The organism is Stygiolobus sp. RP850M (assembly GCF_037389295.1).
Lineage (GTDB): Archaea > Thermoproteota > Thermoprotei_A > Sulfolobales > Sulfolobaceae > Stygiolobus.
In genome coordinates, this window is sequence record NZ_JBBHKU010000073.1 from 1 (window position 1) to 23,079 (window position 23,079).

At 38.3% G+C, this 23,079-nt stretch carries 28 protein-coding genes and 1 pseudogene; 16 read left to right on the forward strand and 13 right to left on the reverse strand.

The features are described from left to right. Positions 1–302: pseudogene (locus WIW52_RS10845) on the reverse strand (DUF1641 domain-containing protein); the annotation flags it as partial. 49 nt (positions 303–351) lie between these two features. On the opposite strand from WIW52_RS10845, the gene WIW52_RS10850 reads away from it, so the two are divergent. Then, positions 352–675, forward strand: coding sequence for a hypothetical protein (locus WIW52_RS10850; RefSeq protein ID WP_337702298.1), 324 nt, complete (start codon positions 352–354; stop codon positions 673–675). On the opposite strand, the gene WIW52_RS10855 is transcribed toward WIW52_RS10850, so the two are convergent. From WIW52_RS10855 to WIW52_RS10870, 4 genes are all read right to left on the reverse strand, one after another. Then, on the reverse strand, positions 638–1,201 hold the full coding sequence (locus WIW52_RS10855; protein ID WP_337702297.1) for a thioredoxin family protein: 564 nt from the start codon (positions 1,199–1,201) through the stop codon (positions 638–640). The two genes, WIW52_RS10850 and WIW52_RS10855, sit on opposite strands and share 38 nt — an antisense overlap. After that, on the reverse strand, positions 1,198–1,545 hold the full coding sequence (locus WIW52_RS10860; RefSeq protein WP_337710432.1) for a hypothetical protein: 348 nt from the start codon (positions 1,543–1,545) through the stop codon (positions 1,198–1,200). Before WIW52_RS10860 ends, WIW52_RS10855 begins: the two co-directional genes overlap by 4 nt. A 268-nt stretch (positions 1,546–1,813) precedes the next feature. Beyond that, the gene (locus WIW52_RS10865; protein WP_337710434.1) at positions 1,814–3,133 is read right to left on the reverse strand and encodes a dihydrolipoyl dehydrogenase family protein; all 1,320 of its coding nucleotides are present in this window, start codon (positions 3,131–3,133) and stop codon (positions 1,814–1,816) included. 6 nt (positions 3,134–3,139) lie between these two features. Next, entirely contained in the window at positions 3,140–3,517 is a 378-nt protein-coding gene (locus tag WIW52_RS10870; protein WP_156007736.1) for a DsrE family protein, read from the reverse strand. A gap of 184 nt (positions 3,518–3,701) precedes the next feature. Here WIW52_RS10870 and WIW52_RS10875 point away from each other — a divergent pair, with 184 nt between their 5' ends. The 8 genes from WIW52_RS10875 to WIW52_RS10910 all read left to right on the forward strand — a co-directional run bounded on the left by WIW52_RS10875 (position 3,702) and on the right by WIW52_RS10910 (position 10,194). Continuing rightward, complete coding sequence (locus tag WIW52_RS10875) at positions 3,702–4,124, forward strand: DsrE/DsrF/DrsH-like family protein (protein WP_443295723.1); 423 nt, start codon at positions 3,702–3,704, stop codon at positions 4,122–4,124. Between the two features lie 10 nt (positions 4,125–4,134). Then, positions 4,135–4,374 (forward strand): sulfurtransferase TusA family protein, encoded by a 240-nt coding sequence (locus tag WIW52_RS10880; RefSeq protein ID WP_156007737.1) that lies wholly within the window; start codon positions 4,135–4,137, stop codon positions 4,372–4,374. A gap of 69 nt (positions 4,375–4,443) precedes the next feature. Beyond that, positions 4,444–5,277: a 4Fe-4S dicluster domain-containing protein gene (locus WIW52_RS10885; RefSeq protein WP_443295724.1), complete on the forward strand. Its 834-nt coding sequence runs from the start codon at positions 4,444–4,446 to the stop codon at positions 5,275–5,277. 123 nt (positions 5,278–5,400) lie between these two features. Then, a complete protein-coding gene (locus WIW52_RS10890; RefSeq protein ID WP_337710437.1) occupies positions 5,401–6,720 on the forward strand; it encodes a CoB--CoM heterodisulfide reductase iron-sulfur subunit B family protein in 1,320 nt (439 codons plus the stop codon). Positions 6,721–6,776: 56 nt separating this feature from the next. Further along, positions 6,777–7,865, forward strand: coding sequence for a CoB--CoM heterodisulfide reductase iron-sulfur subunit A family protein (locus WIW52_RS10895; protein WP_337710439.1), 1,089 nt, complete (start codon positions 6,777–6,779; stop codon positions 7,863–7,865). Positions 7,866–7,911: 46 nt separating this feature from the next. After that, the gene (locus WIW52_RS10900) at positions 7,912–8,595 is read left to right on the forward strand and encodes a hypothetical protein (RefSeq protein ID WP_337710441.1); all 684 of its coding nucleotides are present in this window, start codon (positions 7,912–7,914) and stop codon (positions 8,593–8,595) included. Further along, positions 8,582–9,274 carry a 4Fe-4S dicluster domain-containing protein gene (locus tag WIW52_RS10905; protein ID WP_337710443.1) on the forward strand — a complete coding sequence of 231 codons (693 nt, stop codon included), beginning with the start codon at positions 8,582–8,584 and terminating at the stop codon, positions 9,272–9,274. The genes WIW52_RS10900 and WIW52_RS10905 overlap by 14 nt, the downstream gene beginning before the upstream one ends. 2 nt (positions 9,275–9,276) lie before the next feature. Next, positions 9,277–10,194 carry a CoB--CoM heterodisulfide reductase iron-sulfur subunit B family protein gene (locus tag WIW52_RS10910; RefSeq protein ID WP_337710467.1) on the forward strand — a complete coding sequence of 306 codons (918 nt, stop codon included), beginning with the start codon at positions 9,277–9,279 and terminating at the stop codon, positions 10,192–10,194. A 35-nt stretch (positions 10,195–10,229) separates the two neighbouring features. Here the strand turns inward: WIW52_RS10910 and WIW52_RS10915 are convergent, their stop codons facing one another. Continuing rightward, on the reverse strand, positions 10,230–10,679 hold the full coding sequence (locus WIW52_RS10915; protein ID WP_337702280.1) for a hypothetical protein: 450 nt from the start codon (positions 10,677–10,679) through the stop codon (positions 10,230–10,232). A 24-nt stretch (positions 10,680–10,703) separates the two neighbouring features. Between WIW52_RS10915 and WIW52_RS10920 the strand changes: the two genes are divergently transcribed. The 4 genes from WIW52_RS10920 (at position 10,704) to WIW52_RS10935 (ending at position 13,957) form a co-directional block, all read left to right on the forward strand. After that, a complete protein-coding gene (locus tag WIW52_RS10920; protein ID WP_337710445.1) occupies positions 10,704–12,236 on the forward strand; it encodes a hypothetical protein in 1,533 nt (510 codons plus the stop codon). A gap of 76 nt (positions 12,237–12,312) precedes the next feature. Next, on the forward strand, positions 12,313–12,687 hold the full coding sequence (gene lrs14 / locus WIW52_RS10925) for an HTH-type transcriptional regulator Lrs14 (RefSeq protein ID WP_337710447.1): 375 nt from the start codon (positions 12,313–12,315) through the stop codon (positions 12,685–12,687). 38 nt (positions 12,688–12,725) lie between these two features. Further along, positions 12,726–13,667 carry an NAD-dependent epimerase/dehydratase family protein gene (locus WIW52_RS10930; RefSeq protein ID WP_337710449.1) on the forward strand — a complete coding sequence of 314 codons (942 nt, stop codon included), beginning with the start codon at positions 12,726–12,728 and terminating at the stop codon, positions 13,665–13,667. Between the two features lie 44 nt (positions 13,668–13,711). Then, positions 13,712–13,957 (forward strand): hypothetical protein, encoded by a 246-nt coding sequence (locus tag WIW52_RS10935; RefSeq protein WP_337710451.1) that lies wholly within the window; start codon positions 13,712–13,714, stop codon positions 13,955–13,957. Positions 13,958–14,016: 59 nt separating this feature from the next. On the opposite strand, the gene WIW52_RS10940 is transcribed toward WIW52_RS10935, so the two are convergent. Genes WIW52_RS10940 through WIW52_RS10955 form a run of 4 tightly spaced genes read right to left on the reverse strand, consistent with a single transcriptional unit; the run spans position 14,017 to position 17,678 of the window. Next, entirely contained in the window at positions 14,017–14,859 is an 843-nt protein-coding gene (locus tag WIW52_RS10940) for a radical SAM protein (RefSeq protein ID WP_337710453.1), read from the reverse strand. Further along, positions 14,835–15,656: a radical SAM protein gene (locus tag WIW52_RS10945; protein WP_337710455.1), complete on the reverse strand. Its 822-nt coding sequence runs from the start codon at positions 15,654–15,656 to the stop codon at positions 14,835–14,837. The genes WIW52_RS10940 and WIW52_RS10945 overlap by 25 nt, the downstream gene beginning before the upstream one ends. After that, a complete protein-coding gene (locus tag WIW52_RS10950; protein ID WP_337710457.1) occupies positions 15,653–16,462 on the reverse strand; it encodes an aldo/keto reductase in 810 nt (269 codons plus the stop codon). The genes WIW52_RS10945 and WIW52_RS10950 overlap by 4 nt, the downstream gene beginning before the upstream one ends. Beyond that, positions 16,446–17,678, reverse strand: a complete 1,233-nt coding sequence (locus WIW52_RS10955; protein WP_337710459.1) for an NAD(P)/FAD-dependent oxidoreductase — start codon at positions 17,676–17,678, stop codon at positions 16,446–16,448. The genes WIW52_RS10950 and WIW52_RS10955 overlap by 17 nt, the downstream gene beginning before the upstream one ends. Positions 17,679–17,714: 36 nt before the next feature. Here WIW52_RS10955 and WIW52_RS10960 point away from each other — a divergent pair, with 36 nt between their 5' ends. The 3 genes from WIW52_RS10960 to WIW52_RS10970 all read left to right on the forward strand — a co-directional run bounded on the left by WIW52_RS10960 (position 17,715) and on the right by WIW52_RS10970 (position 20,192). Beyond that, positions 17,715–18,437, forward strand: a complete 723-nt coding sequence (locus WIW52_RS10960) for a lipoate--protein ligase family protein (protein WP_337702970.1) — start codon at positions 17,715–17,717, stop codon at positions 18,435–18,437. 4 nt (positions 18,438–18,441) lie between these two features. After that, positions 18,442–18,666 (forward strand): hypothetical protein, encoded by a 225-nt coding sequence (locus WIW52_RS10965; RefSeq protein ID WP_337710460.1) that lies wholly within the window; start codon positions 18,442–18,444, stop codon positions 18,664–18,666. A 68-nt stretch (positions 18,667–18,734) separates the two neighbouring features. Beyond that, the gene (locus tag WIW52_RS10970; protein WP_337710461.1) at positions 18,735–20,192 is read left to right on the forward strand and encodes an MFS transporter; all 1,458 of its coding nucleotides are present in this window, start codon (positions 18,735–18,737) and stop codon (positions 20,190–20,192) included. Between the two features lie 27 nt (positions 20,193–20,219). Here WIW52_RS10970 and thiC read toward each other — a convergent pair whose 3' ends face one another. From thiC to WIW52_RS10985, 3 genes are all read right to left on the reverse strand, one after another. Next, positions 20,220–21,509, reverse strand: a complete 1,290-nt coding sequence (gene thiC / locus WIW52_RS10975) for a phosphomethylpyrimidine synthase ThiC (protein WP_337710462.1) — start codon at positions 21,507–21,509, stop codon at positions 20,220–20,222. A gap of 118 nt (positions 21,510–21,627) precedes the next feature. Next, on the reverse strand, positions 21,628–22,389 hold the full coding sequence (locus WIW52_RS10980; RefSeq protein WP_337710463.1) for a hypothetical protein: 762 nt from the start codon (positions 22,387–22,389) through the stop codon (positions 21,628–21,630). Between the two features lie 120 nt (positions 22,390–22,509). Continuing rightward, positions 22,510–23,079, reverse strand: a 570-nt coding sequence (locus WIW52_RS10985; RefSeq protein ID WP_337710465.1) for a DUF1854 domain-containing protein, incomplete at its 5' end; no start/stop codon positions are given.

Here is a 23,079-nt window from a genome sequence, read left to right on the forward strand (position 1 = left end):
GATAGAGCTTTATCACTTGTTAGTTTTTCTACCATTGGCCATAGTGCTTGTATTTTTGTTATTTGGTCCATTCCGAATGAGATGAGTGCGTTAATTAAGTCAGCCTTCTGTACAGCATCAACTATAGAAACAGCTTGGTCAAGTAATCCCATCATTAAGTCCAACTGACCCTGTTTATCCATTTCAGTTAATTTAGTAGTCACTTTTTCAAGTGCAGGTAAAGCGTCTATTAACTTAGAGAGCTTTTGTATATTCTCAGGGTTAGTGAGTTTTTCAAGAGGGTCTTCGAATGTCTGAGCCACTTTTATCTCCTCTTAACTTTATTATAGTTTGTATTTTATATACTTTAATATGACAAAGTATGCAGTTATAACGACAAACTTGGTAACCAGAATCCCTGAACTGAGGCAAGCCCTAGCAGGTAAGAAGATCGTTATCACAACTCTCACGTTCTCTAAAGCACTTAAAATGGGGGTAAACCCATCTAATCTTCTTGATAACGATGTGTGGATAAGGGCTTACTCCCATAAACCCATCAAAATTTCAGGTCTAGATGAAGCAGATTCGGAATCGGTCTTGGTAGCACAAGAGCTATCTGCTGAATTGTTTACAGATAACGAGAATGTGGAAAAAATAGCTAGGAAGATGGGGATTGTTGTTTTTCGCTACCCTTAACTAGCATCTTAAGAATTATATGAGGAGGGAACCCACCTGGTATCTCTACGTTCTCGTTAAGAACGATCTTCGGAACGTTTAACACTCTGTATTTTTTACCTAGTTCTTCATACTCCGTAACGTCTATTATCTCTAAGCTGACACTTTCATTTACTATAGATATCTGATACAATAGTTCAGCAGCTATAGGACATTTTGTACAATCAGGTGTTACGAAAAGCTTTATGTTACCCCTTACTTTTACCGCTTCTGCCTTTTCCTTTTCATCAAGCTGCACTGCATGGTTTGCAACTCTGATTAGTGAGTTAAGAAAGGGCCACAACTCGTTAGCTGTGGGAATACCGTAGTAAGTGAAGAAGAGTCTGTTATTTTTTAAAACTTTTATGTAAGGCTTATCACAACTATCCTTTTCTATTATATTATTGCCTTCAGTGAGCTTGTCTACCACTTCGTCCGCTTTACATTGCTCAATGGTAAGCCCTTTTATGAACTTGGAGTATTGGGAGATAATTGGGTCATAACTCATAAGAAATACCTCAAGCTCTCTATACCCTCTAAAGCCTTAATTAATTTCTGTTCTAATTCTTGCATGTTTGAGAACCTTCTTTTTATCAATACCATGTTATTGTTAAGCTCGTAAGTAACTGGCTCTCCTAAGCTTTGTGTTATTCTTGCAGCCCTAGCGTATCTTATGCCCATTTCTACTAAATCATCAAGACTTTCTTTACCGGTAGGTAAAGGGATGGGTAATACTATTTCGTTTAATGCTTTATCTATATAAAACGAGTATCCTTCCATCTTTATTATGAGCTTATTTTCAGCCTCCTCTAGCTCAAATCCCCTTTTCTTAACGTAATCGGCTAATGACATACAAATTATCTTTACTCTATGAATTATAAAATTTGGCTAAGACGGTTAATTCCACAATTTTAGAAATTTTAGTTTAATTCGTTAGTTCTATTTAATTAAAAATTAAATAGTATATATTTAACCAAAGAAATCATTTTAAAATGTTTAAATAACAATAACTATTTATCAATTTATTTGTAAAATTTCAAATTTACTAGATATTACAAAGCCTGATATAATAACGTTGTTATTTTACCATCTAGTAAGACAAATAAGTCACAAATCTAGATCACTTATAGTTGTCTACGTCCAAATCGAACTCGTTCCTAGCTGCGTTTAGTACGACCTCACTTAGGGATGGGTGGGCAAATATCGAGAAAGCTAGGTCCCTAATTGTTAATCTCTTCCTAACTGCTAATGCTAACAAGTTAACTAACTCCTCGGCAGAATCTCCTATAACTTCTGAGTAAACTACTGTTCCGTTCTTGTCTATTCCTATAGTGGAGAACCCCTCCCTAAAACCTCTAATTATGGCTCTCGTATTTGCAGCATAAGGAAATTTCACGAACTTTTCAACCTTTCTTTTATCACCCACAACCCCTATTTGAGGATCAGTGTAAATCACTTGTGGCGTCCCCTCGTAATCCATTTCTTCACAAGACCCCAGAATATTTAGGGAAGCTACTATGGCTTCCATATATGCTAAGTGGGCAACCCTAATCTCCTTATCAATTACGTCACCGATAGCGTAGATACCTTTAAGTGAGGTCTCTAGTCTTCTGTTCACAATAATCCCGTTTCTCGTAGTCTCAATTCCTATTTTTTGTGTACCCTTAGGTATTGAGGGCATCCTTCCAGTAGCGTATATTATGATCTCTCCTTCATATTCACCTTTGTCTGTGATCACCTTACCGTCCTTAATTTTCTTCGGTGTAACACCCTCCAGAACGTTGATGCCGTCAAAATCCAATGCGTTCATTAAAACGCGTCTTGTTTCCTCTTCAATTTCCTTGAGGACTTTGCTTCTAGATAAAAGTGTTACTGAAGAGCCAAGTTTTGCGAATATCTGGGCTATCTCGGTTCCTGCCACGCCCCCTCCTATAACAACCATAGAAGAGGGGACTCTACTCAATCTTACGGCTTCATCCTCGCTTATTGCGTTCTCAATCCCCTCAATCGAGGGAGTATTAGGTTTCGAACCGGATGCGATAATTATATTACGAGCCGATATTTTTTCACTATTCACACTCAGCTCGTTCTTACCCAGTATCTCCGCCTCTCCTCTTATAATCTCTCCACCAGAAGACTTAATTAATCCTTCTCCCGCGCTCCGTAAGTATTCTATGATTTCATCCCTCTTACGGAAAAAAGTGGATCCGTCTAATGAAACTGAAATAGTAATTCCCTTATAATCTCCGATCTCCTTGAGTCTAGAATATAAAAAAGATAACTCAGATAAAAAAATACTAGGTACACAGCCGTAATTTACGCATGTACCGCCTATGTTCTCCTTCTCTATTACAGCTACCCTTTTCCCCCTTCTCCCGAGCAGTACTCCGGCAGCATACCCTGCAGTTCCACCACCTATTATCGCGACATCAAAATCCATGCTTACTCAGAAGAATAATGATCTATCGGCATCAAATAATAAGTCTATTAGTGTCGAACCGCCCACTATTTCTACTCCGTCCACTACATCGCTTTCGTTCATGTGGCACATGTCCTTTAGGCTTTGGACACATACGTACATCTTCACACCGTTGTCTTTAGCCATATCGAAGAAGTGTATGAACGGGTTTCCTCCTTTCCTCCTCTCTTCTTCTTGCCATTTCTTGCTTAATAATAGTGGTCCTTTTATCATAAAGAAGACTTGTGCTTCATATTCCATTGATGCTGCTATTGATGCCATAAAAAGTGGTGCGTACGTCCTATCTAGGTCTTCTGGACCATGTGTTACCACGATTAACACTTTTTTCTTTTGTTCTTCGCTCATCGAGTACCCCTCAACTACTAATTAAAAAAGCTTACTTAAATTTTTTATCAAACAAATTAACAGAAGACACAATATTTATTTCGTATATTTGATATCAATTAAATAAAAAAGAAATATTTTTCATTAATTTCAATATCAGGAAAGCTTATATAATTTTAATTAAAAATAATAATTGGGAATACAAATGGGAGAGCAGAAAAAACTTTCAATAATCGTCTTCTCAGGCACAATAGATAAGTTAATGCCGGTTGGTATTTTAGCATCTGGAGCAGCTGCAGCGGGATATGAAGTGAATCTATTCTTCACTTTTTGGGGATTAACAAATATAACTAAACAAGGTTTACAGAATCAACCAGCCCCTATTGACAAGAACTATGAAAAGTTCGGTCCGATGATGATGCAAAAAATGCAAGAAATGAAGTACCCAATGTGGTATCAACTAATTGAACAAGCAAAAGAGGTAGGAGAAGTCAAAGTATTTGCTTGTAGCACTACCATGGAGTTCTTCGGAATAAAGAGGGAAGACCTAGCTAGCTTTGTTGACGATGTTGTAGGAGTTGCAACTTTCCTGGATAGAGCAGAAGGAGGAACTGTATTATTCATTTGAGGTGAATAAAATGACAGAAGTTAAAATAGCCAAAACCTTAGACGCAAGGGGAATGTATTGTCCTGGTCCAGTAATGGAAACGGCTAAAGCTATAAAGCAAATCCAAGTCGGAGAGGTGCTTGAGGTCTTAGCTACAGACCCCGCAGCCAAACCGGACATTGAAGCGTGGGCTAGGAGGACTGGGCAACAAATATTAGACGTACAACAGCAAGGTGGAGTAACTAGAATTCTAATTAAGAGAGTAAAGTAAAGGTAATATAATAATTTATTTTTTTAACAAAATTTATAAGTAACTTTTCGATTAATCTATTTGATAGGTATGTCTAAAGTTATACCGCTACCAGATGATCCAAGAGTAATGGACATGGCTTACGTAGATCAAGCAATTGAACCAGAAGAGATGAGAAATTTCCATAGCTCATTATCGGCAGAAGAGGCTGAACTCGCAAAGAAATTCTGGGAAGCCGTAAAATCAGATTTTAGATTTAATGAGTATTTGAGGGGATGCTTAAACTGCGGCGTATGTACTTCTGGGTGTCCAGCTGCAAAATTCTATGATTATGGACCTAGAGAAATGATACAGTATATGATGAGAGATGCAGCTGATAAGATATGGGAATTTACCAACAAGAAAGTATGGGCGTGCGTTCAATGCTATACTTGTTCTATGAGGTGTCCATTTAATAACGAAATAGCTGGATTAATAATGCTTCTAAGGGAATATGCAGTCCAATTTGGACTTCCATCCGCAAAAGAAATATTAGCCCCATATAGAAGAGTCTTGTACACTGTAATCACGACAGGTAACCAAGTAACTCCAAATATGATTCAGCCTGATGCGTTCCCAGATTGGGGTCCACAAGCGGTCGAAGAGTCAAAGAATATGGATGTATATAGAAAGGCAGTTCCGGTCGATCTATTGCAAAGGACTGATATAGGTTGGCAATCTTCTCTACAAACCGCGGTTGAATTAATGACAATTTTCATTGAATCAGGTGCGATGGACTCGATAAAGAAGGTAGATGAAGATCTATACGAAATGATCATGGACATATATGAAGAGAGGAAACAACAACTAGAGGAAATAAGAGAAAAATGGGAAAAAGGAGAATTAAACGAAGATGAATTGCCTGACAACTGGATGGACTTATAAAGGGAAAGATTCAATATTTGTGTAAATTTATGTATTTTTTACTTATTTAGTATCTATGAATAAATGGTTTAAATGAAAGTTTATATATTATAAACTACATAAATTGATGTAAAGGTGTAAATTATGACAAGTCAAGAAGAGAAGAAGATGCAGGAGGCAATAAAAGAAGCTTTTCCTTATGCAGATAGCGTAGATTGGAATGAAGTATATCAGAGGATTATATACAGATATAGTACTCCTCACGGTATTCAACACGTTAAAGAGGAATTACATAAGTTAGAAGACGAGGGAGAAGTAATAGTTCATCATATAAAGCCCTACAATAATCCGGTGGAAGTTCAGACTATTAATGGATTACCTAAGAAAATACCCACAAACAAACTATGGAACCACAAGAGTTGTGGACAATGCGGACATATTCCAGGATATCCTACTTCAATTTTCTGGATGATGAACAAGACTGAGATAGACTATTTAGATGAACCACACCAGACTTCATGCACTGGCTGGAACTACCACGCTTCTGGTGCTTCTAATCCTGTAACCTTAGCTGGAGTTTATGTAAGAAATATGTGGAGAGCTTATGAAACCGACTATTTCCCGTTAATACACTGTGGTACGTCTTTCGGTCATTATAAAGAAATTAGAAACATGTTAGTCTTACATAAGGAGATAAGAGACAAGTTAAGGCCGATAATGAGAAAGCTAGGAATGGACATCGTGATCCCTGAAGAAGTAGTACACTACTCAGAGTGGCTATTCGTAATGAGCAAGAAGTTAGCACAGCAGAAGAAATATGATCTAAGTAATGTCAAAGCTGCAGTTCACACACCGTGCCACGTTTATAAGCTAGTTCCCGATGATACCGTATACGATCCGAAAGTCTTCGAAGGCAGGAGACCTGCAGCACCTACTGGTACTGTAATGAACTTCGGTGCTAAAATCGTAGATTATTCTACTTGGTGGGACTGCTGTGGATTTGGTTTCAGGCACATATTAACAGAGAGAGAATTCAGCAGGAGCTTCGCGTTATTTAAGAAGGTAATTCCTGCAGTAGAGGAAGGACATGCCGACGTATTTGTAACATCTGACACTGGATGTGTAACGACACTAGACAAGAGCCAGTGGGCTGGAAAAGCTCACGGTTTTAACTATAACTTACCAGTTCTAGCAGACGCACAGTTTGCAGCAATTGCAATGGGTGCAGATCCATACAAGATTGCTCAAATACATTGGCACGCAACTGATGTTGAAGGTTTCTTAAGGAAAATAGGTGTACCAGTTGATGATTACAAAGAGAAGTTCCTACAGTATCTAGCTGACTTGAGAGAAGGCAAAGCCCAGCCCGAATACTTGTATACTCCTCACAGAAAGATTGATTTCTACCTAACATTACCTGATAGAGTGAAGTGGTACAAGGGAGAAAAAGCTGTACAAAAGTGAAAAGCAAAATTTTTTAAATTAATTTTATTTAATAAACGTTAGGATTAGGTGATTAAATGGGCGGAGAAAAAGTTCTAGTTATTGGTGCAGGACCAGCTGGTCTTTCAGCGGCGAAGGAGTTGGCTAATTTAGGAGTTAATGTAGTATTGGTGGAAAGAGAATCATACTTAGGTGGTACTCCTAAAAAGCTTAAGTATAGTCTATTGTTCCCTAACCTAGTTCCTTCTGAACAAGTTATTGATCCTCTGATTAAAGCTGTAGAAGGGAGTAAGAATGTGAAGATCTATAAGGAGAGTATTGTGGATAATGTAAAGCAAGAAGGAAGCGGTTTTGTTGTAGGTATAAAAGACAAAACTGGTAAAGTGATTAATGAGAAAGTTAATGCAATTATAGCTGCATCTGGTTTTGAACACTTCGATTCAAGGAGGAAATACGAGTATGGTTACGGTATAGTCCCCAATATTTATCAGATATCAGACGTAGAGAAAATGTTATCTGAGAATAAGCTAGTAACTACGAAAGGGACACCACCAAAGAGGGTTGCTATATTGTTGTGTGTAGGTTCAAGAGACGCTACGGTAGGTAATACATATTGTTCTAGGGTATGTTGTGCAGTATCAGTCAAACAAGCAATGGAGATAAAACAGAGAATACCTGATGCAACTGTACATATATACTATATGGATATAAGAACATATGGTCTAATGGAAGATAGATTATATTGGAAGGCTCAATTAGATTATAGAGTAGGGTTTATAAGAGGTAGGATATCAGAGTTTATGAGAGGACCTAACGATACTGTAATAATTAAGGGAGAAGATACAATGAACTTAAACAGAGCGCTGGTAGTTCCATATGATATGGTGATATTAGCTAACGGTATGGAATTAGGCTTAGGTTCAAAACAAGTAGCTAAAGTATTAGGCTTAGAACTAGAACAGCATGGGTTCGTAAAGCCGATTGACGAGCACAGCCTACCAATTCAGTCTACTAAGAAGGGTATATTCTTAGCAGGTGCGATAACCGGTCCTAAGACGATATCTGATTCAATAACAGAAGGTTATGCAGCTGCAATGAAAGCTTATGAATATATAACTAAAGGTATATGGGAGGAGCCCGTACAAGTAGAGGTGGCTCATCATTAACACTATTTTTTTAAATCCTGATTATGTAAGAGATATTTTTAATGCAATGTTAGATAAGGATGTAAATAATACTTATAGTGATCCTAAGAAATCTTTCTCCGTAATTTTGGATTCTATGAAGAGGAAATCCGATTTCCTCATGAACTTAGAAATAAGGACTGAGGAAGATCGTAGAAAACTTTTTGAGGTGTTTTTCCACCACAAGAAGTTTTATTCTCAAGTGGCTGAAAGTACTCCCTTGTCTGAATTTTCCTCCTTGTACTCCAAGATGAAGGATACTTCTCTACCTTATGATGATAGAGTTACCATGTTCATAAACTCCGTAAAGGGGATGGAACTAAAAGATTTGAGAGATATGGCCAGAGAACTTTTACATTATCTCCAGCCTACAGATTTTCCCCTATGGAATAGATGGATTTGGAATGAAGAGAAGAATTCGGGTTCAATTACTTATGTCCTTAAGGATAACGTGACCTTAAAGAACAAGAATGATTTTATATCTGCTGTGAATGAACTAAAAAGTATTTTATCAATTTTTGGCTTAGATACCTCGAATTATTATCCCACTACACTTTTTTTGGTTTATTCGTACGTAAGGTATTTAGACTACACTACACACCTTGCAATAGACAAAAAGGCGGCGGGGTTACTCCCCACTCATCTTTCCACAACCGCCTTAGTTTTAGGGTTAAAACCCTTCTTAAAGGTGGTGAAATATGCCTATTCCTGAGTTGGAAAAATCTATAATAAAAGGTGTAATTCAAAAAGATAAAGTAATAGTAGACGGAGTAGAAATAGACGGTACATGGAACGCATTTTTAGTTGAGAGAACACAAACGGGTTACGACCCTAGTGTATGGGACGAGATAGCTAACACTCTAGAAGGATATACAATCAGCGCTTGTTGGCAATGCGGTACTTGTACTTCAGGTTGTACTATGAGAGAATACGATCCTAAATACGGTCCGCGAAAGTTCATAGACCTCGCTAGAAAAGGTGATAAACAATCATTGATAGAACTACAGAACAGTATATGGAGATGTGTGTCCTGCCAGAAGTGTACCCACAGATGTCCTAAGGGTGTGCTAGTTGAGGAAGTAGTTCATGCAATCCATAATTATTTGCTAAAGCACGGGCTAGTTAAGAAGGACCCTGGTGCAATATTCGACGAGTTATTCCTTGAGACAGTTATGAATAACGGAGGAAGAATATCGGAACTATCTCTCGGAGCAGCATCAGCTAAGGCCGGATTCGTATCATTAGGAATAAAAGATCTTATAATGATGAGTGGAGCTATGTTGAGGTCTGGTCTGTTTAAGGAGTTAATGAAACCAAGTAAAGTTAAGAACTGGGATAGGATAAAGAAAGTATTAGAGGAAGCAATGAAGGAGGAGGTGAGAGCAGAATGACCATGAGATTAAATAATCCTTACGGTAAAGTAGCGTTCTACCCAGGCTGTTCATTAGACGGAATGGGTAAGTCCTACGAAGTATCTTTAGCGTTGGTAGCTAAGGATCTTGGGCTTCAGTACGAGAAAATAGAAGATTACAACTGCTGTGGTGCACTAGAGGTCAAGAACGTAAATACTATGGCAGGATTACTGCTTCCAGCTAGGAACTTGTCTTTAGCAAGACAGATGGGAGCAGATGCTGTAATGTCTGCATGTCCAGGCTGTCATTATTCGCTATCGAGAACCCATTATTACATGACTAAGTATCCAAAGTTAAGAGAAAAAGTGAACATGTACTTAGAGAAAATGGGTGAGAAGCCTTATGATCTACAATTGTTAATGATACATGCCGTAGAGTTTATTTACAATACTGTCGGTCCTGAAGGTGTAAAGAGTCTTGTAAAGAGACCACTCAACGGTCTAAAGGTAGCCCCATATTATGGCTGTCTATACGCAAGACCGAAGCAGTTCATCTTAACTGGATATATGAAGATCAAGGATGATCCTGAAAGACCGTTCTTCATGGACGAGTTATTAAAGGCTACTGGAGCTGAGGTAGTGCCGTTTGAAGCAAAGACAATGTGCTGTGGAGGTCCACATGTATATGCTGATTTAGATGTAGCTCTGAACTTAGAAGCGAGAATATTGAAGGAAGCTAGAAGGAACGGTGCCGAACTCCTAGTGGTGGACTGTCCATTAGGCGCTGTTGCTCTAGAGAATAATATGAACAAGATTGCCGCAAGATACGGTGAAGATCTGAGAATGCCTATAGCGTACTTCAGCCAGTTATTAGCGTTCGCATTTGGTCATTCACCCGACGAAGCGTTACTGACGGCTAATGTGACAAATCCGATGCAAGTTTTGAAGAGATTTATTTAAAGTGTTAACTTCTTTTTCCTTTTCCTCTTATTCACTTAGCTCTTATTTTTCATGAATTCCCTTAACCATCCTAAAACCGCGTCGTCGTTATTCTCATGAAGATATTTGAAATATTTCTGCAGAAATTCCTGAGAGGATTTAGAAGTTATATATGTCTTCCTTAAGCCCTCTAATGCGGTCGCTCTGTTTATCCTAAATGAATGTGTTATGCTTTTTCTTCCAGTGAACATAACTACTGTCGTTATCTTTTCCGTTATTATGATTCTAGCTATAGTGGATGAGAGGAGTAGGAGTCTGAAGATTATTTCTTCTCTGTCGCACACTAGGCTGATTTTATCCTCCTCAAAGGTAGTGATGATGTTTTCGTTTCCCTTTTTCTTTACTATCTTAAATCCTTCCCTTTCAAGTTTTTTTCTTATTTCATCACTAAACTTCCCTGTTCTTAACAAGTCTTCCTCTTCAATGAGGATACCTTTAAACTCCACAACTTCTAATCTATTTGTTGAAATATGAAGATTTCGATTATCGGTATTATGGTCATTTTGGTATCTCTATTGACTTTGGCTAACGTTTCATTAGGTTCTCAAGGAAGAATGATAAGTTTTGTTCAACAATGCGGGAGTAATATACTAGTAGTATATTCAAATGGGAGCGTCATGCTAGAAAATCCTTCCAGAGAAATCTTATTTATCACGCAAATAAACTTTACGAGAATAATAGGGCTTTCTCAGCAGATAGTGTATCCTTGGGGGGTAAAACAATATCCTGAGAGCTTCCAGCACACCGTATTAATATTTCTTAACCAGTCTGGGTATTATGGTCTAATATTACCCTCTTTTTATTCAGCAGTATTCGTCCTTAACTCGACTAATATTACTTATACTCCTCCAATGTCTTTTCCTCTGACCGTAAAGAAGGTAATATATGTCTCGCCTTATTTTCCTAATATGACCGCTGAAATAATAAATAATTATTTAGTTCAATATAATAACTCTGAGGTCATAATATCGAGTTTATCGAACGCAGTGATAAATTCGTTGAACTTTTCCATTAACGATCTGAAGGTGTTCAAGAACGCCACAGTGGTTAATAATGTAATCTTGGATCGACAAGGTCACGTGATATATCCCTCTATATATAACTTGGGTTACTCTAACGTGACCTCTGTTTATTTCTATCAAGGCAACTATTTCTACGAGTGGAACTGTACTTTGTATGAAGATGGTACCGTAATTTACAGACTCAACTTCTCGTCCAGTATAACTAAAATTTACTCCTATAACGGTTCCCTATATGTTTTCTTCTCCAATGGATACTTATTGGATAATAAGCATCTAATCTATACAGGTAAATATTATAATTTTCTTGATAATCAATACGTGATCATCAACAATACGGTCTACAGCCTTAACTTAGAAAAGTTAAGTCCTCAGTATAATTTTACTCCTATTTACTATTATGACGGGATCGTAATGGGCAATAATCTCTGTATGTTAGTGCCGAATAATATGACATTTGTTAGGGTTAGAGAAGTGGGTTTACCCCCTGAATCCATTTGGTTAATCAATGACAGCGGTATATTATATTATACTGATAAGTCCTCGGTGGAAGTTTTTAACCTTTCTAAGATGTTGTTTTATTCAGTACTACCTTACTATGTCGAATCTTATGGTAACTATACTGTATTATTTAGCCCCGTATATCAGCACCTTAACCTAGAGCCCTCGGTAGTCCCCTTAAACCTTACAATCACATTATTTTATACTCCATTAGGTAATTATCGACTAACAATACACACTAATATTACATCATCATATACTACGATTATACTCCCGGCAGGGTATTATATAGTAACCTACGGAAATAGTAAGGTAGTGGTAAAACTGATAAATGGAAGTACCACCTTGCTTTTGACTGAGACTACGTACCATACTCCATGGGGGAGACCCCACAGAAGTTCAGACTCTTCCGCATTTGTATTAGCTTTAGCAGGAATAGCCGTAATTATCATATTAATTTTGAGAAATATAATCAAAAGGTAATTATCACTCTAACAGCTATTAACTTAAAATACAAAGATTTAAATATGTGTATTTTAATTATATAATGTGATTAACTATGGAATTGGAAATAAGTAGGGTCAGATTACCTTCGGGAAAAGAAGTCGGTCTAGTAGAAGCCTTGAGTTTCTGTTATGACCTCTCGGATACTGATTTTCAAGTCCTTAAAGCACTACTAAATAGCGACGGGAAAAACGAAGATATGTTAGCTGAACAGCTGAAACTATCTAAGGCTTCCATAAATAGGAGCGTAAACAAATTAGTATCTTTAGGTTTTGTCGAGAGGATGAAAGACTCCTCCTCTAAAGGAGGTAGACCTAGATACATTTACAAAGCAGTTCCCACAGAGAGATTAATGGAAAAGATCACAAATGATTTTAGGAGATGCGCTGAACTTTTCAGTAGTATTTTACCTAAGGAGTTAGAACGTTAAGAACAAATTAATTTATTCTCACATCTATTTTTACTTCTATGAAGAGTATTCTGATAACGGGTTTAGGTTTTTTGGCTACTAACGTAGCTTATTACCTTTCTCAGAACTACAAGGTGACAGTAACTTATAGGAATTTAAATCCAGTGAAAGAAGTATATGTTAAGACGTTAAAGGAAAAAGGCGTTGAAGTAATTCAGTTAGACGTATTGAAAGATATGGACAAGTTGAATAATGCTGTTAAAGAGCACGATCTCGTAGTTAACTTCATAGGAGAAATCAGCGGTAAACCTGAGGATTTGAGGCGATCTAATTATGAAGTCCCTACGAGAATAGCAGAAGTAGTTAGGCAATTTGGAAAGTTAATGATCCACACTAGTGCATCTACTTATGGTATTACGGGGTTTGTGAAAGTTGAAGAAAAGTTAGGAGATGGTTTGAAACCTCAGTCTGCCTTCGAGAAAACAAAGTTGGAGGGAGAACTTTCCGTATATAAGATCCTAAGCGATAAGGTGTTTATATTTAGACCCACGCTGGTTTACGGTCGGTTTGCGGCCCACGTTCAATTTGTGACTATATATAAGTTAGTTAAAAGAGGGCTTCTTCCTGATATTAACATATCTTTTATGCCGATAAGTGCTAGATATATAGCTCAAGGAATTGGAGCTATAATTGAAGGTAAGAGTCCTTCCAAGAATTACTTTTATGTAACTGAATGCGAACCAATAAAGATCACGAGGTTATTCGAAATTTATGCTGAAGCATTAAATAGGAAGGTTTTGAAGATTAAAATCCCCACGTTTATCGCTAAGGCTGCTCTTCCCTCGGATGTAAGACAGTTACTAAAGTACTCCGGGACTATCTTTGACTGTTCTATATTTAGAGAAATTGTACCAAATTTACAGTTTGATAAACCTGAGCTTGTAGAGAACGCTAAGTTCTTGTCTGAACTTGATAGAGAGAGGAAGTTAATTCCAACGTGAATTAAGTAAAGTTTATATCTTGTTTCGAGATTATGATCATTGAAATGCCTCACATATACAGACATCAAATAGATAAAGACATGAGTTTAACATTTCAACCTAAGGGTAGCAATCCTACGTTGGCTCTCAATCTGGGAGGAATGTTCTTACACATTCCAGTGAAAGGAAAAATAGCACCCTATTTGTCGTACGCTAGTTCGAGTATAATGTTAGAACAAGGATTTAATTTTGAACATCATCAGTTCTTAGCGAGAGCTAAGGAAAGAAGAAAAGAAAGAAGGAATCGCTGATTTACGTGAGGCAGGGTCTAAAGGTACTAATCCTGAAGGAGCCAAAAGGCGTTGAATTCCTAAACCTTAAAATATTCTAAGTACTCTTCTGGAAGGCTACAACATGCGTCATACATAGGAAGATTAAATTCTTTCACAACCCTCGGTGATGGGTTGGCTATCCTTTGAACTAAACCTTTTTCTACCGAAACCTTGTCCAATTTATCCTTTATAGCATGAGGTCTCATACAACCCAAACTCACTCTGCCTTGCATTAATCTATTTCCCAACTCTATCATCTTTACCGTTTCTTCTACCTCAGGGACTCTAAATACCTGAGAAGGTGTACCCTTCGTGGGTATAAACACTAGGAAGTTAAGTAGATAAGGCTTAAAGGAGGAAGCTATCTTTATACTTTCAGCTACGTCATCGTTAGGTAGTCCAAGCATTATGTGAGGTACGATGTACTTAGGTCCGTAATCTATCAGCATCTCTAAGACTTTCAGATAATCTTCTCTGCTTCTCCCAGAGAGTCCTTTGGACTGGAAGGCTTTGGGAGAATAGGCGAACTCGTAGTCAACTATATCAACGGCATCTCTTAACTCTTCTATAGTGCTCTTGTCAAGGAGTCCAGGGTGGATGTTAAATATTATATCTGGGTTCTCCTTCTTTAACCTTTTCAGAACTGGTAAATAAGGTCTTATTTGTAGCTCTCCTTTTTTATTAAAACCCCCACTTATTAGAAAGCCTTTAACCCCTATTTCGTATCTCTTCTTAACGTATTTGTACATGGTTTCTGGAGTCATGGCCCCTTCCATGGAGCTTATGTACTTAGAAGTGCAGTAAAAACAATTGAGAGAGCAACTCCCCCCAGTTATGCTAAGGACGTTGAACTTCTTCAACGTGATGAAGCCGAGAACCACTTGTAATCCCTCAAAGGTATATTATATAATTCTTTATCCAAAGGACTTTCATTATAATAAGGTCTATCACAAGAAGGACAACCGGAAGTAAGGAATGCTTCCTTACCATCTTTACCGGTGGATAGTTTATACCTCAAGGCTTGTATCCTTCGGTAGTACTCCAGCGAAGGTCTCTCCTTTTTTTCATATGGCGTCCCCTTTACTGGGGTAAAGGCGAAAAGGGCTACTTCAGCCCCAAGAGCGTAAAGTTCTTTCATAGTGTTAACCATCTCTTCCTCGCTCTCTCCCAGACCTACTATGAGATGGACGTAAACATGTCTGCGACCGAATACGTCGACAGCATCCTTTATAAAATCCATGTACCGCTCGTAAGAATAAGGTTTCCTAACTTCTCTCCACATGGATTTAACTGTGTCTAAGCCGACACCCAGATAATCAATCCCTATTTCTTTTAATTTAATTAGGTACTGTTTATCTACGGGGGTTATTGTAACAGACTTGCGTTTAGAGTCTATTTTTGACATAATCTCGATAACCTCGTCTTCGAACTTTTCCTTAATCACCGTTTGTAAACAAACTCTAGCAAAGCTATTTAGCAAGTCTTTAATCTCTTCTAGTTCCATTGGATACCACTTTACCCTAGAAAGGTAAGTCTTGTCAGCATTGCTTAACATTGACTGAGTGCAGAATTTACATGAGGCATTACACCCACCGCTCTGAAGTAAGTATGCAGTATTGCTTAGTTTAATGCCCTTCTTTATAAAGTAATAAGTCCCAGCCGAGACCAGTACTTTCATGCAAACATCCTCCTCCTGACCTCCTTTGCATCTTCATCACTTAGGTCGAATCTTAGGACTTCGGCTATTTCGTCAATATGTTTTTTGTTTGCCGATTTAGGTATCGGGATGGCGTTTTTCTTCAAATATGCTAACGCTATTTGAGCCACGGTTTTTCCGTATTTCTGTGCTATGTCAGACAATTTGGTCTCAGTTGCTATTCGCCCTTGACCCAGTGGAGAATAAGCTATTATCATGATCCCGTTCTTTTTAGCGAATGGTATTATGTCTCTTTCTGGGGAGAGGTCGTATATGCTATATTCTATTTCGTCGGTAACTATCTCGTATTTCCTAGTTAACGTTATAGCCTCCTTTAGTAAGTTTAGGTCGAAATTACTTACTCCTATACACCTAACTATTCCCTTATCAACTAACTCTTCCATTGCGGCGAGTGTTTCTGAGAGCTTAACTGAAGGGTTAGGCCAATGGATGAGGTATAGATCGATGTATTTAGTGTTCAGACGTTTAAGGCTATTAGTAGCGGACTTGATTACGTCGTCGTACTTCAAGTGGTTGCTCCAGACTTTAGTTATTATGAAAACGTCGTCCCTTTGAAAGCGTAAAACTGCCTTCCCTACTAGTTCCTCGGTATGTCCCCCTCCGTACATCTCTGCAGTATCGATGACATTAATTCCCTTTGATATAGCGTAGGAAATAGCTTCAATGTATTTATCGTCGTTTGAGTAATCGGCCGTCCAGAAGCCCCCTCCCATCTTCCATGTACCTAGACCAATTTCACTGACCTTCTTATCACATAATTCCGTCAAAAGTTCTCACCAATTCCCATATTGACTCTAGATATGAGGGATGAGGAAACTGAAAGTCTAGGAGAGAACTTATACTTATTCCGAATTTCATCGCAATCCCTATAATTGTTATGATTTCTTCGGCTCTCTCAGAAAACACTACGGCACCGACTATCTTTCCTCCTTCCTCACAAATCTTCAAGAACCCCTCTGTTTCTTTCTCAGCTATAGCCCTAGGTAATGTGACCATGTCAATTTTCTTACAATTTCCAGTTGTTTTGCCAATATATGCTATTTGAGGCATTGTGTATATTACTTTAGGTACAACTGATCCGTCATATGCTTTCCTTTTGCCTACTGAGTTCAGTGCAGCGGTTACCCCCTTGTGAATCGCTTCATGTGCGGTAAATGATCCGGTGACGTCTCCCGCAGCATAAACGTTTTTGAGAGAGGTCTCCATATATTCGTTTACCAAAAGCCATTTATCGCTCCTCAATTCTTCAAATCCCTCTAAATTGGGTTTTCTGCCGAAACTCAGAAGAACGAAGTCTCCTTCTATCTTTTCCCCCTTAGATGTGATCACCTCGTTTCCCTCAATTTTAGCCTCTACTCCCATGTGGAGTTTAAACCCCAGTTTCGAGAAGTAACTAGTTATACTTTTCCTTAAGTCTGGGTCATGTTTAGGGAGAAGTAAATCCTCTCTTTCTACTATGTGGACTTCCTTTCCTATCATTCTAAGGAGCCATCCGTATTCTACTCCTCCTACTCCTCCCCCGACTATTACAACTCTGTTGAAATCTTTATCTAGATATGGAAGGTCGTCTGAAGCTAACGCTCCAGAGGGCTTTTTAGTCCCGGCAGCTATTATTAACTTTTCTGAGTTAAGAGTTTGTCCGTTAACCTCGATTTTCCCCCCTTTTAACGACGCCTTTCCATGTATAACGTCAATATCGTGGCTTTCTAATGCGTATTCTATGCCTTTTGAGATTCGGTTTATTGCGTCCTTAGCAAGTTTAGTGAGTTCTAAGTAGCTGAAGTTCAAAGTTTTTCCTATTCTACCTAGAGAATAAGCTAGAGCCATAGGGTGGAGCATCGCTTTAGACGGAATACAGCCGAACAATACACAAGTCCCACCCAACTTGTCCCTCTCTTCAACCACTGTTACTTTCTCCCCTAAAGAAGCAGCTGTTAGAGCTGCGTAGATTCCAGCCGGTCCTGAACCTACTATCGTTATCATAGATTAATTATACTGCTTACACCTAAAATAACTTGTATGAGATTGGTCATAGAGGGTGGAAATTCTGGAGACAGACAAATGGCTTTGGACGAGACGATGTTAATACTTCTAGATAGGAATATTATTCCTGAGACCCTTAGGCTTTGGAATTTTTCTCCCACAACATTATCCATAGGGAGGTTTTTAGCGGTTAGAGATTGGGTTAACGAAGACCTCCTCAGAAGATATTCGATACCTTTGGTGAGGCGGTTCACCGGAGGAGGTCCTGCACTACATGACGAAAAGGGGGAGATAACGTGGACGGTCGTACTCAAAATGAACGATATGATGAAAGCTTATAAAATAGTTGCTGACGGTCTCATCTCAGCTATTAAAGAGTTCGGTTTGAAAGGAGAGTTTACGCCGATAAACGACGTGGTGATAGAGGGAAAAAAGGTTGTAGGTATGGCTGGTGCCCTGAAGAAGAGTGCTGTAGTTGTTCACGGGACTTTCATGTTTGATACTAACCTCGAGTTAATGGATGTGATAAAAGTCCCTAAAGTGAAAGAAGTTGATAGGGGAAAGCCTAAAACAAGAGTAACTACTATATCTGCTATTTTAGGCGAAAAGATAAGTAGGGAAAAAGCTTTGAATGCCTTGATTAAAGGATTCTCTGAGGTTTTTAAACTAGAGGAAGGGGAACTAACTGAGATCGAATATGAAATATCAAATCAGCTGACGTGGAAGTATACTAATCCCAACTGGACTTATGTTAGGTGAGAAGATGTGTGAGGTCTCCTTTAGGTCTAGGCAAGGTAAAACTGTAATTGTGAGAGTTTACGGTAATAAGGTGGAGATAACTGGGGATTTCTTCACTTCAGAGGAGGAGTTAGAAAAACTGGAGAAATGTTTATCGAGAGGAGAGAAAAGCTGTAAGGCAGTTATCTTAGGCGTTGAAATAAATGAGTTATACAGAGCCATAGAGGAGTGTAGGAGAACTTCATCTTAATTAGAAGGCACAGTGTTAGAATAATTCCTACATAACTTTATAACTCGTAGATTTAGATATATCTAAGTATGTCAACCTACGATCTTAAATATGCTTATAGGGCTTTAGTAATTCTGGCACCGCTAGCTGTAGCTGTTTTGTATACTGAGGGGATGTTAATTCCAGCATTGCCTTCAATTGCAAGTGAGTTTGGGGTTTCCTCTGCTACCGTTAGTTGGGTATTGTCTATATATCTGTTAACTGGTACGGTGATGAATCCTATAGCGGGTAAACTGGGTGACATATTTGGAAAGAAGAGGGTATTGGAGATAGTAATATGGATTTACGCACTTGGAGTGACGCTAACGGGTTTTTCGCCTAATTTTACGGCTCTCTTGATTTTCAGAGCAATTCAAGGTTTAGGTTTAGCCATGTTCCCCTTGGCATTCAGCCTCATCAGAGAGGAATTCCCTCCTAATCTCGTTCCTAAAGCACAAGGCTTGGTAAGCGCTATGTTCGGCATAGGAAGTGCCATAGCCTTACCGTTAGGAGGTTACATAGCCCAGAACTTTGGTTGGCAGTATACATACCATACGGTTATCCCAGTAGTAATAACATTAGCTCTCTTAATTCATTTCTTCATTAGGGAATCTAAAGTGAGGCTAGAAGCTAGGATAGACTATTTAGGAGTAATTCTGTTAGGATCAGCTTTGGGAACGTTGATATTTGGACTAACCGAAGCTCCGACTTACGGATGGACTTCATTAGAAACGCTAGGTTCAGTCACTACATCTCTAGTTCTATTCACGGTATTCTTTTATGAAGAAAAGGTTTCATTATCTCCGCTAATGCCATTAAGTCTAATGAGGAGGAGAAACGTTTTAATCGCCAATATAGCTGCTATAGTAGCTGGTTTTGCCTTATTTATGGCTTATCAAACACTCACGTATTTACTAGAAGAACCCAAGCCTGAGGGTTTTGACTTAGATATTCTGTCTACTGGATTATGGCTACTTCCTTTAGCCTTAATTCAGATGGTAGGTAGTGTATCTGCTGGTCGGTTTATATCTAAGAAAGGCCCGAGGCCGGTCTTGATATTTGGTTCTTTCTTGCTCATTCCTTCTTACTTAATCCTTTCGTTAATTATAGGGAAGAGTGGATTGGAGACTATAATACTATTTGCTTCAATCTCCAACTTGGCTGCTGCCCTCCTGAACGTGTCCCTGATTAACATTCTTGTCTTCTCAGTGGAGAGACAATACTTGGGTATAGCGACCTCTTTAAACACGGTGTTCAGGCTTTTGGGCGGGGCTGTGGGACCTGCTGTAGCTGGAGCTATAATGGGGACTTATGAAACAAGTATAGTTTATCCAATCGTGATAAATGGTCAAATAAGTTACATACCGGTGATGATTCCCTCTGATTTCAGCTTCTCTCTAAATTATTTAATAGCAATGGGCATAGCTATAATGATGAGTGCCCTATCTTTAACGTCTAGGAATATACAATTAGGACAAAGAGCTACAAAAGAAGCAATAAAAGAGTAAAAGCCAAAATGGTTTTTGAATATTTTCTCACTCTTTAACCTTTTTAACTTGTTCCATCGCCCACATCATCGGACAATATCCACCGCACATAGTACAAGCTTTTACCTTAGGTTTTCCGAACTGTGTATATACTCTATAAGCGTTATCTGGATCTATGAGCTGAGATATCATTTTGTCCCATTCTAACCTACCTCTGTACGTACTTACCTTGTCGTCCCACTTTCTAGCTTTTTTACCGAGTTTTACGATATCACCCACATGAGCTGCTATTCTATAGGCTATTGCACCCTCTTCGACTTGTTTGACCGTAGGTAGGCTTAAATGCTCTGCAGGAGTTAAGTAACATAATAGATCAGCGCCAGCAGAGGCAGCAAGACCAGCACCTATAGCTGATGCAATATGATCATAAGGAGCTGCTACGTCTGTAGGTAAGGGTCCCAATACATAATACGGTACTCCACCTGTCAGCTTCTTCATTAGCTTTACATCCCATACGACTTCGTTAAGCGGCATATGTCCAGGTCCTTCAACCATGACTTGGACACCTTTACTTATTGCGTCCTTTACCAGTCTGCTCGTTTCTATTAGCTCACTTACTTGAAACTCGTCATGTGCATCTGCTGTAGCCCCAGGCCTTAGCGCATCTCCTAACGAAATCGTAGCGTCATATTCCTTAAACATCTCAAGTATATAATTCCAATTTTTTCTATAAGGATTTTCACAATTATTATGTATCATCCATCCGGCTATCATATCACCCCCTCTTGAGACTATCGGTATCATTCTTCTGCTCTTTAGGGCTCTAATAGCGAGATCTTTCGTAATGCCAGCGTGTATGGTCATGAATGCTACTCCATCTCTCAGTTGTTTTTCGACGGTTTTCAATAGGTCGTCCTCCGTGAAATAAGCTCCTCCAGACCTCTTCTTGAACGACTCTATGAATACTTGGTAAATCGGAACGGTTCCTACGGGGATTTTGCTGTGCTGGATAATTGTCCTTCTGATCTCGTCCAGATCTCCGCCAGTCGATAAATCCATAAGTGTGTCCCCCAGTTTGTTAGCTATTTTTACCTTCTCTAACTCCATTTCCACGCTTACTACTTCACTGGAAGTACCTATGTTTACATTGATCTTTGTTGTAATACCCTTACCTACAGCTATTAACCTCTTGCTTGGTTTTTTCACGTTTCTTATCAATATTATCTCTCCATCGGCAATTCTTCTTCTTACCTTTTCTGGAGAGATTAGTTCTAGCTTTGATATGGCTTTCATCTCGTCTGTGATATTACCTCTCTTCGCTTCTTCGATTATCGACATAAGTATGAATTGGAATAATTAACTTATAAATATTATTATATTCTAAAACAAATAAATATATAGATTAAATAAAAAATCTATTAGAAAGCTTAAAATTTTATTAGTAATCAAGTTTTTCCTAACCTAATTCCCACTCTTTCTTGTTAAAATTCTCGGTTAGAAATTCCTTAATTTTACCAAATACTAGAGGCATAAGGATTATCAATTTATCGGAGAATAGAGTATACCTCTTTACCTTTAGAACGACAATATAACCGATTCTCCCCTTCCTCAAGACAAATACTGAAATAAATGCCCTTACTTTCAACTTTCCTATTAGGAGTAAGGATTCTAAGTCTGCCCTATAAGGAGATATTCTGGCTGTTCCCTTTCTGAGTCTTATAATGGTCGAATCACTGTTGTGATATTCGATATCGTCCCAACTGGCCAATAAGTTAGAGGCGTAGGATGACCAACTAAGATAAATCTTCTCATTTAGATTCGCAAAATACCCCCAAGAAAGCGGTATCATAGATGCTAGCAAAGTGTATTTTATGATACTATGCTCCATCAGTAAAGAGAGCAATAAGTAAACAATTGTGAGGATTATGTACTTTCTCTCGTTCAATAGATACGTTAACAAGACACCGAGGAAGTAGTTCATAGGGATCAATAATAGAATTGAGTACTCAAACAGCTTCTCGGTTACTACTAAAATGGTAACAAATGACATAATTAAGAACGTTAATAGATAGAAAATTTTTCCTCTCAGTTTCTTATATTTTTCTACTATTTCTTTAGCGTCTTCATATATTGGTTTTAAGTTCTTTATCGATTCAGTGAATTCACTTTTACTTAACGATATGTCCTTATCTGAGATTATATTCCACGGGATTTCCATGAATACTAGTTATTTTTGTTAACACTTATATAAAACATTAAGGCAAATAGGTTATTTGACTCTTTATAACATTGAAGATATTATTTGTAAACTCTTCTTATCTAATACACTCAGATTAATCTAGAACGTATCATCGCTAGTATCTATAATGAAAATCTTTCCGTCGACTCTTATCAGGCTCCCCCTTCCTCTTGTCCTAATTTCAGTGTCTCCCCGGTCTGTACTCACGGTCCAAACGAATTCATCTCCAGTAGTGGTTATTTTTTTGATTCTCATAATCTTAGGTATAAAGTATTTCTTTTCTAGATAAGTTCTCACTTTCTCATACCCTTTGCCTCCTACTGTAGTAAATAGTTTCCCTTCTTTCGTCTTAATCAAGAGAAAATCAGGATTTGAAAGCGGGAAAGGCTTATACATTTCGACTTCGTATAAGACACCGTTTACCTTTGCTCTTCCCTCGTCTAGGAACTCTATATCCTTTACAGGCTCTAACGCGTTTATGTAATCTGAAAATGATGAGGAAGAACTTTTTGCCTTTTGAACTCCATGGAAATAGTCTAACAGACATAATATAGTCTTTTTCATAATAACTGCAACGGGGGCTAAAAGTGAGTTAAATCTAGTGTTAGTAATGGGGGCTGTTGGGCTGAGTGTGCTGAGGACCTTAATTCGCTTTGAACCCAACAGCCC

Bases quoted from the DNA above. Each gene is read 5' to 3' on its own strand.
- WIW52_RS10850 (WP_337702298.1), top strand. From the start codon at position 352: ATGACAAAGTATGCAGTTATAACGACAAACTTGGTAACCAGAATCCCT.
- WIW52_RS10855 (WP_337702297.1), bottom strand. From the start codon at position 1,201: ATGAGTTATGACCCAATTATCTCCCAATACTCCAAGTTCATAAAAGGG.
- WIW52_RS10860 (WP_337710432.1), bottom strand. From the start codon at position 1,545: ATGTCATTAGCCGATTACGTTAAGAAAAGGGGATTTGAGCTAGAGGAG.
- WIW52_RS10865 (WP_337710434.1), bottom strand. From the start codon at position 3,133: ATGGATTTTGATGTCGCGATAATAGGTGGTGGAACTGCAGGGTATGCT.
- WIW52_RS10870 (WP_156007736.1), bottom strand. From the start codon at position 3,517: ATGAGCGAAGAACAAAAGAAAAAAGTGTTAATCGTGGTAACACATGGT.
- WIW52_RS10875 (WP_443295723.1), top strand. From the start codon at position 3,702: ATGGGAGAGCAGAAAAAACTTTCAATAATCGTCTTCTCAGGCACAATA.
- WIW52_RS10880 (WP_156007737.1), top strand. From the start codon at position 4,135: ATGACAGAAGTTAAAATAGCCAAAACCTTAGACGCAAGGGGAATGTAT.
- WIW52_RS10885 (WP_443295724.1), top strand. From the start codon at position 4,444: ATGTCTAAAGTTATACCGCTACCAGATGATCCAAGAGTAATGGACATG.
- WIW52_RS10890 (WP_337710437.1), top strand. From the start codon at position 5,401: ATGACAAGTCAAGAAGAGAAGAAGATGCAGGAGGCAATAAAAGAAGCT.
- WIW52_RS10895 (WP_337710439.1), top strand. From the start codon at position 6,777: ATGGGCGGAGAAAAAGTTCTAGTTATTGGTGCAGGACCAGCTGGTCTT.
- WIW52_RS10900 (WP_337710441.1), top strand. From the start codon at position 7,912: ATGTTAGATAAGGATGTAAATAATACTTATAGTGATCCTAAGAAATCT.
- WIW52_RS10905 (WP_337710443.1), top strand. From the start codon at position 8,582: ATGCCTATTCCTGAGTTGGAAAAATCTATAATAAAAGGTGTAATTCAA.
- WIW52_RS10910 (WP_337710467.1), top strand. From the start codon at position 9,277: ATGAGATTAAATAATCCTTACGGTAAAGTAGCGTTCTACCCAGGCTGT.
- WIW52_RS10920 (WP_337710445.1), top strand. From the start codon at position 10,704: ATGAAGATTTCGATTATCGGTATTATGGTCATTTTGGTATCTCTATTG.
- lrs14 (WP_337710447.1), top strand. From the start codon at position 12,313: ATGGAATTGGAAATAAGTAGGGTCAGATTACCTTCGGGAAAAGAAGTC.
- WIW52_RS10930 (WP_337710449.1), top strand. From the start codon at position 12,726: ATGAAGAGTATTCTGATAACGGGTTTAGGTTTTTTGGCTACTAACGTA.
- WIW52_RS10935 (WP_337710451.1), top strand. From the start codon at position 13,712: ATGCCTCACATATACAGACATCAAATAGATAAAGACATGAGTTTAACA.
- WIW52_RS10945 (WP_337710455.1), bottom strand. From the start codon at position 15,656: ATGAAAGTACTGGTCTCGGCTGGGACTTATTACTTTATAAAGAAGGGC.
- WIW52_RS10955 (WP_337710459.1), bottom strand. From the start codon at position 17,678: ATGATAACGATAGTAGGTTCAGGACCGGCTGGAATCTACGCAGCTCTA.
- WIW52_RS10960 (WP_337702970.1), top strand. From the start codon at position 17,715: ATGAGATTGGTCATAGAGGGTGGAAATTCTGGAGACAGACAAATGGCT.
- WIW52_RS10965 (WP_337710460.1), top strand. From the start codon at position 18,442: ATGTGTGAGGTCTCCTTTAGGTCTAGGCAAGGTAAAACTGTAATTGTG.
- WIW52_RS10970 (WP_337710461.1), top strand. From the start codon at position 18,735: ATGTCAACCTACGATCTTAAATATGCTTATAGGGCTTTAGTAATTCTG.
- thiC (WP_337710462.1), bottom strand. From the start codon at position 21,509: ATGTCGATAATCGAAGAAGCGAAGAGAGGTAATATCACAGACGAGATG.
- WIW52_RS10980 (WP_337710463.1), bottom strand. From the start codon at position 22,389: ATGGAAATCCCGTGGAATATAATCTCAGATAAGGACATATCGTTAAGT.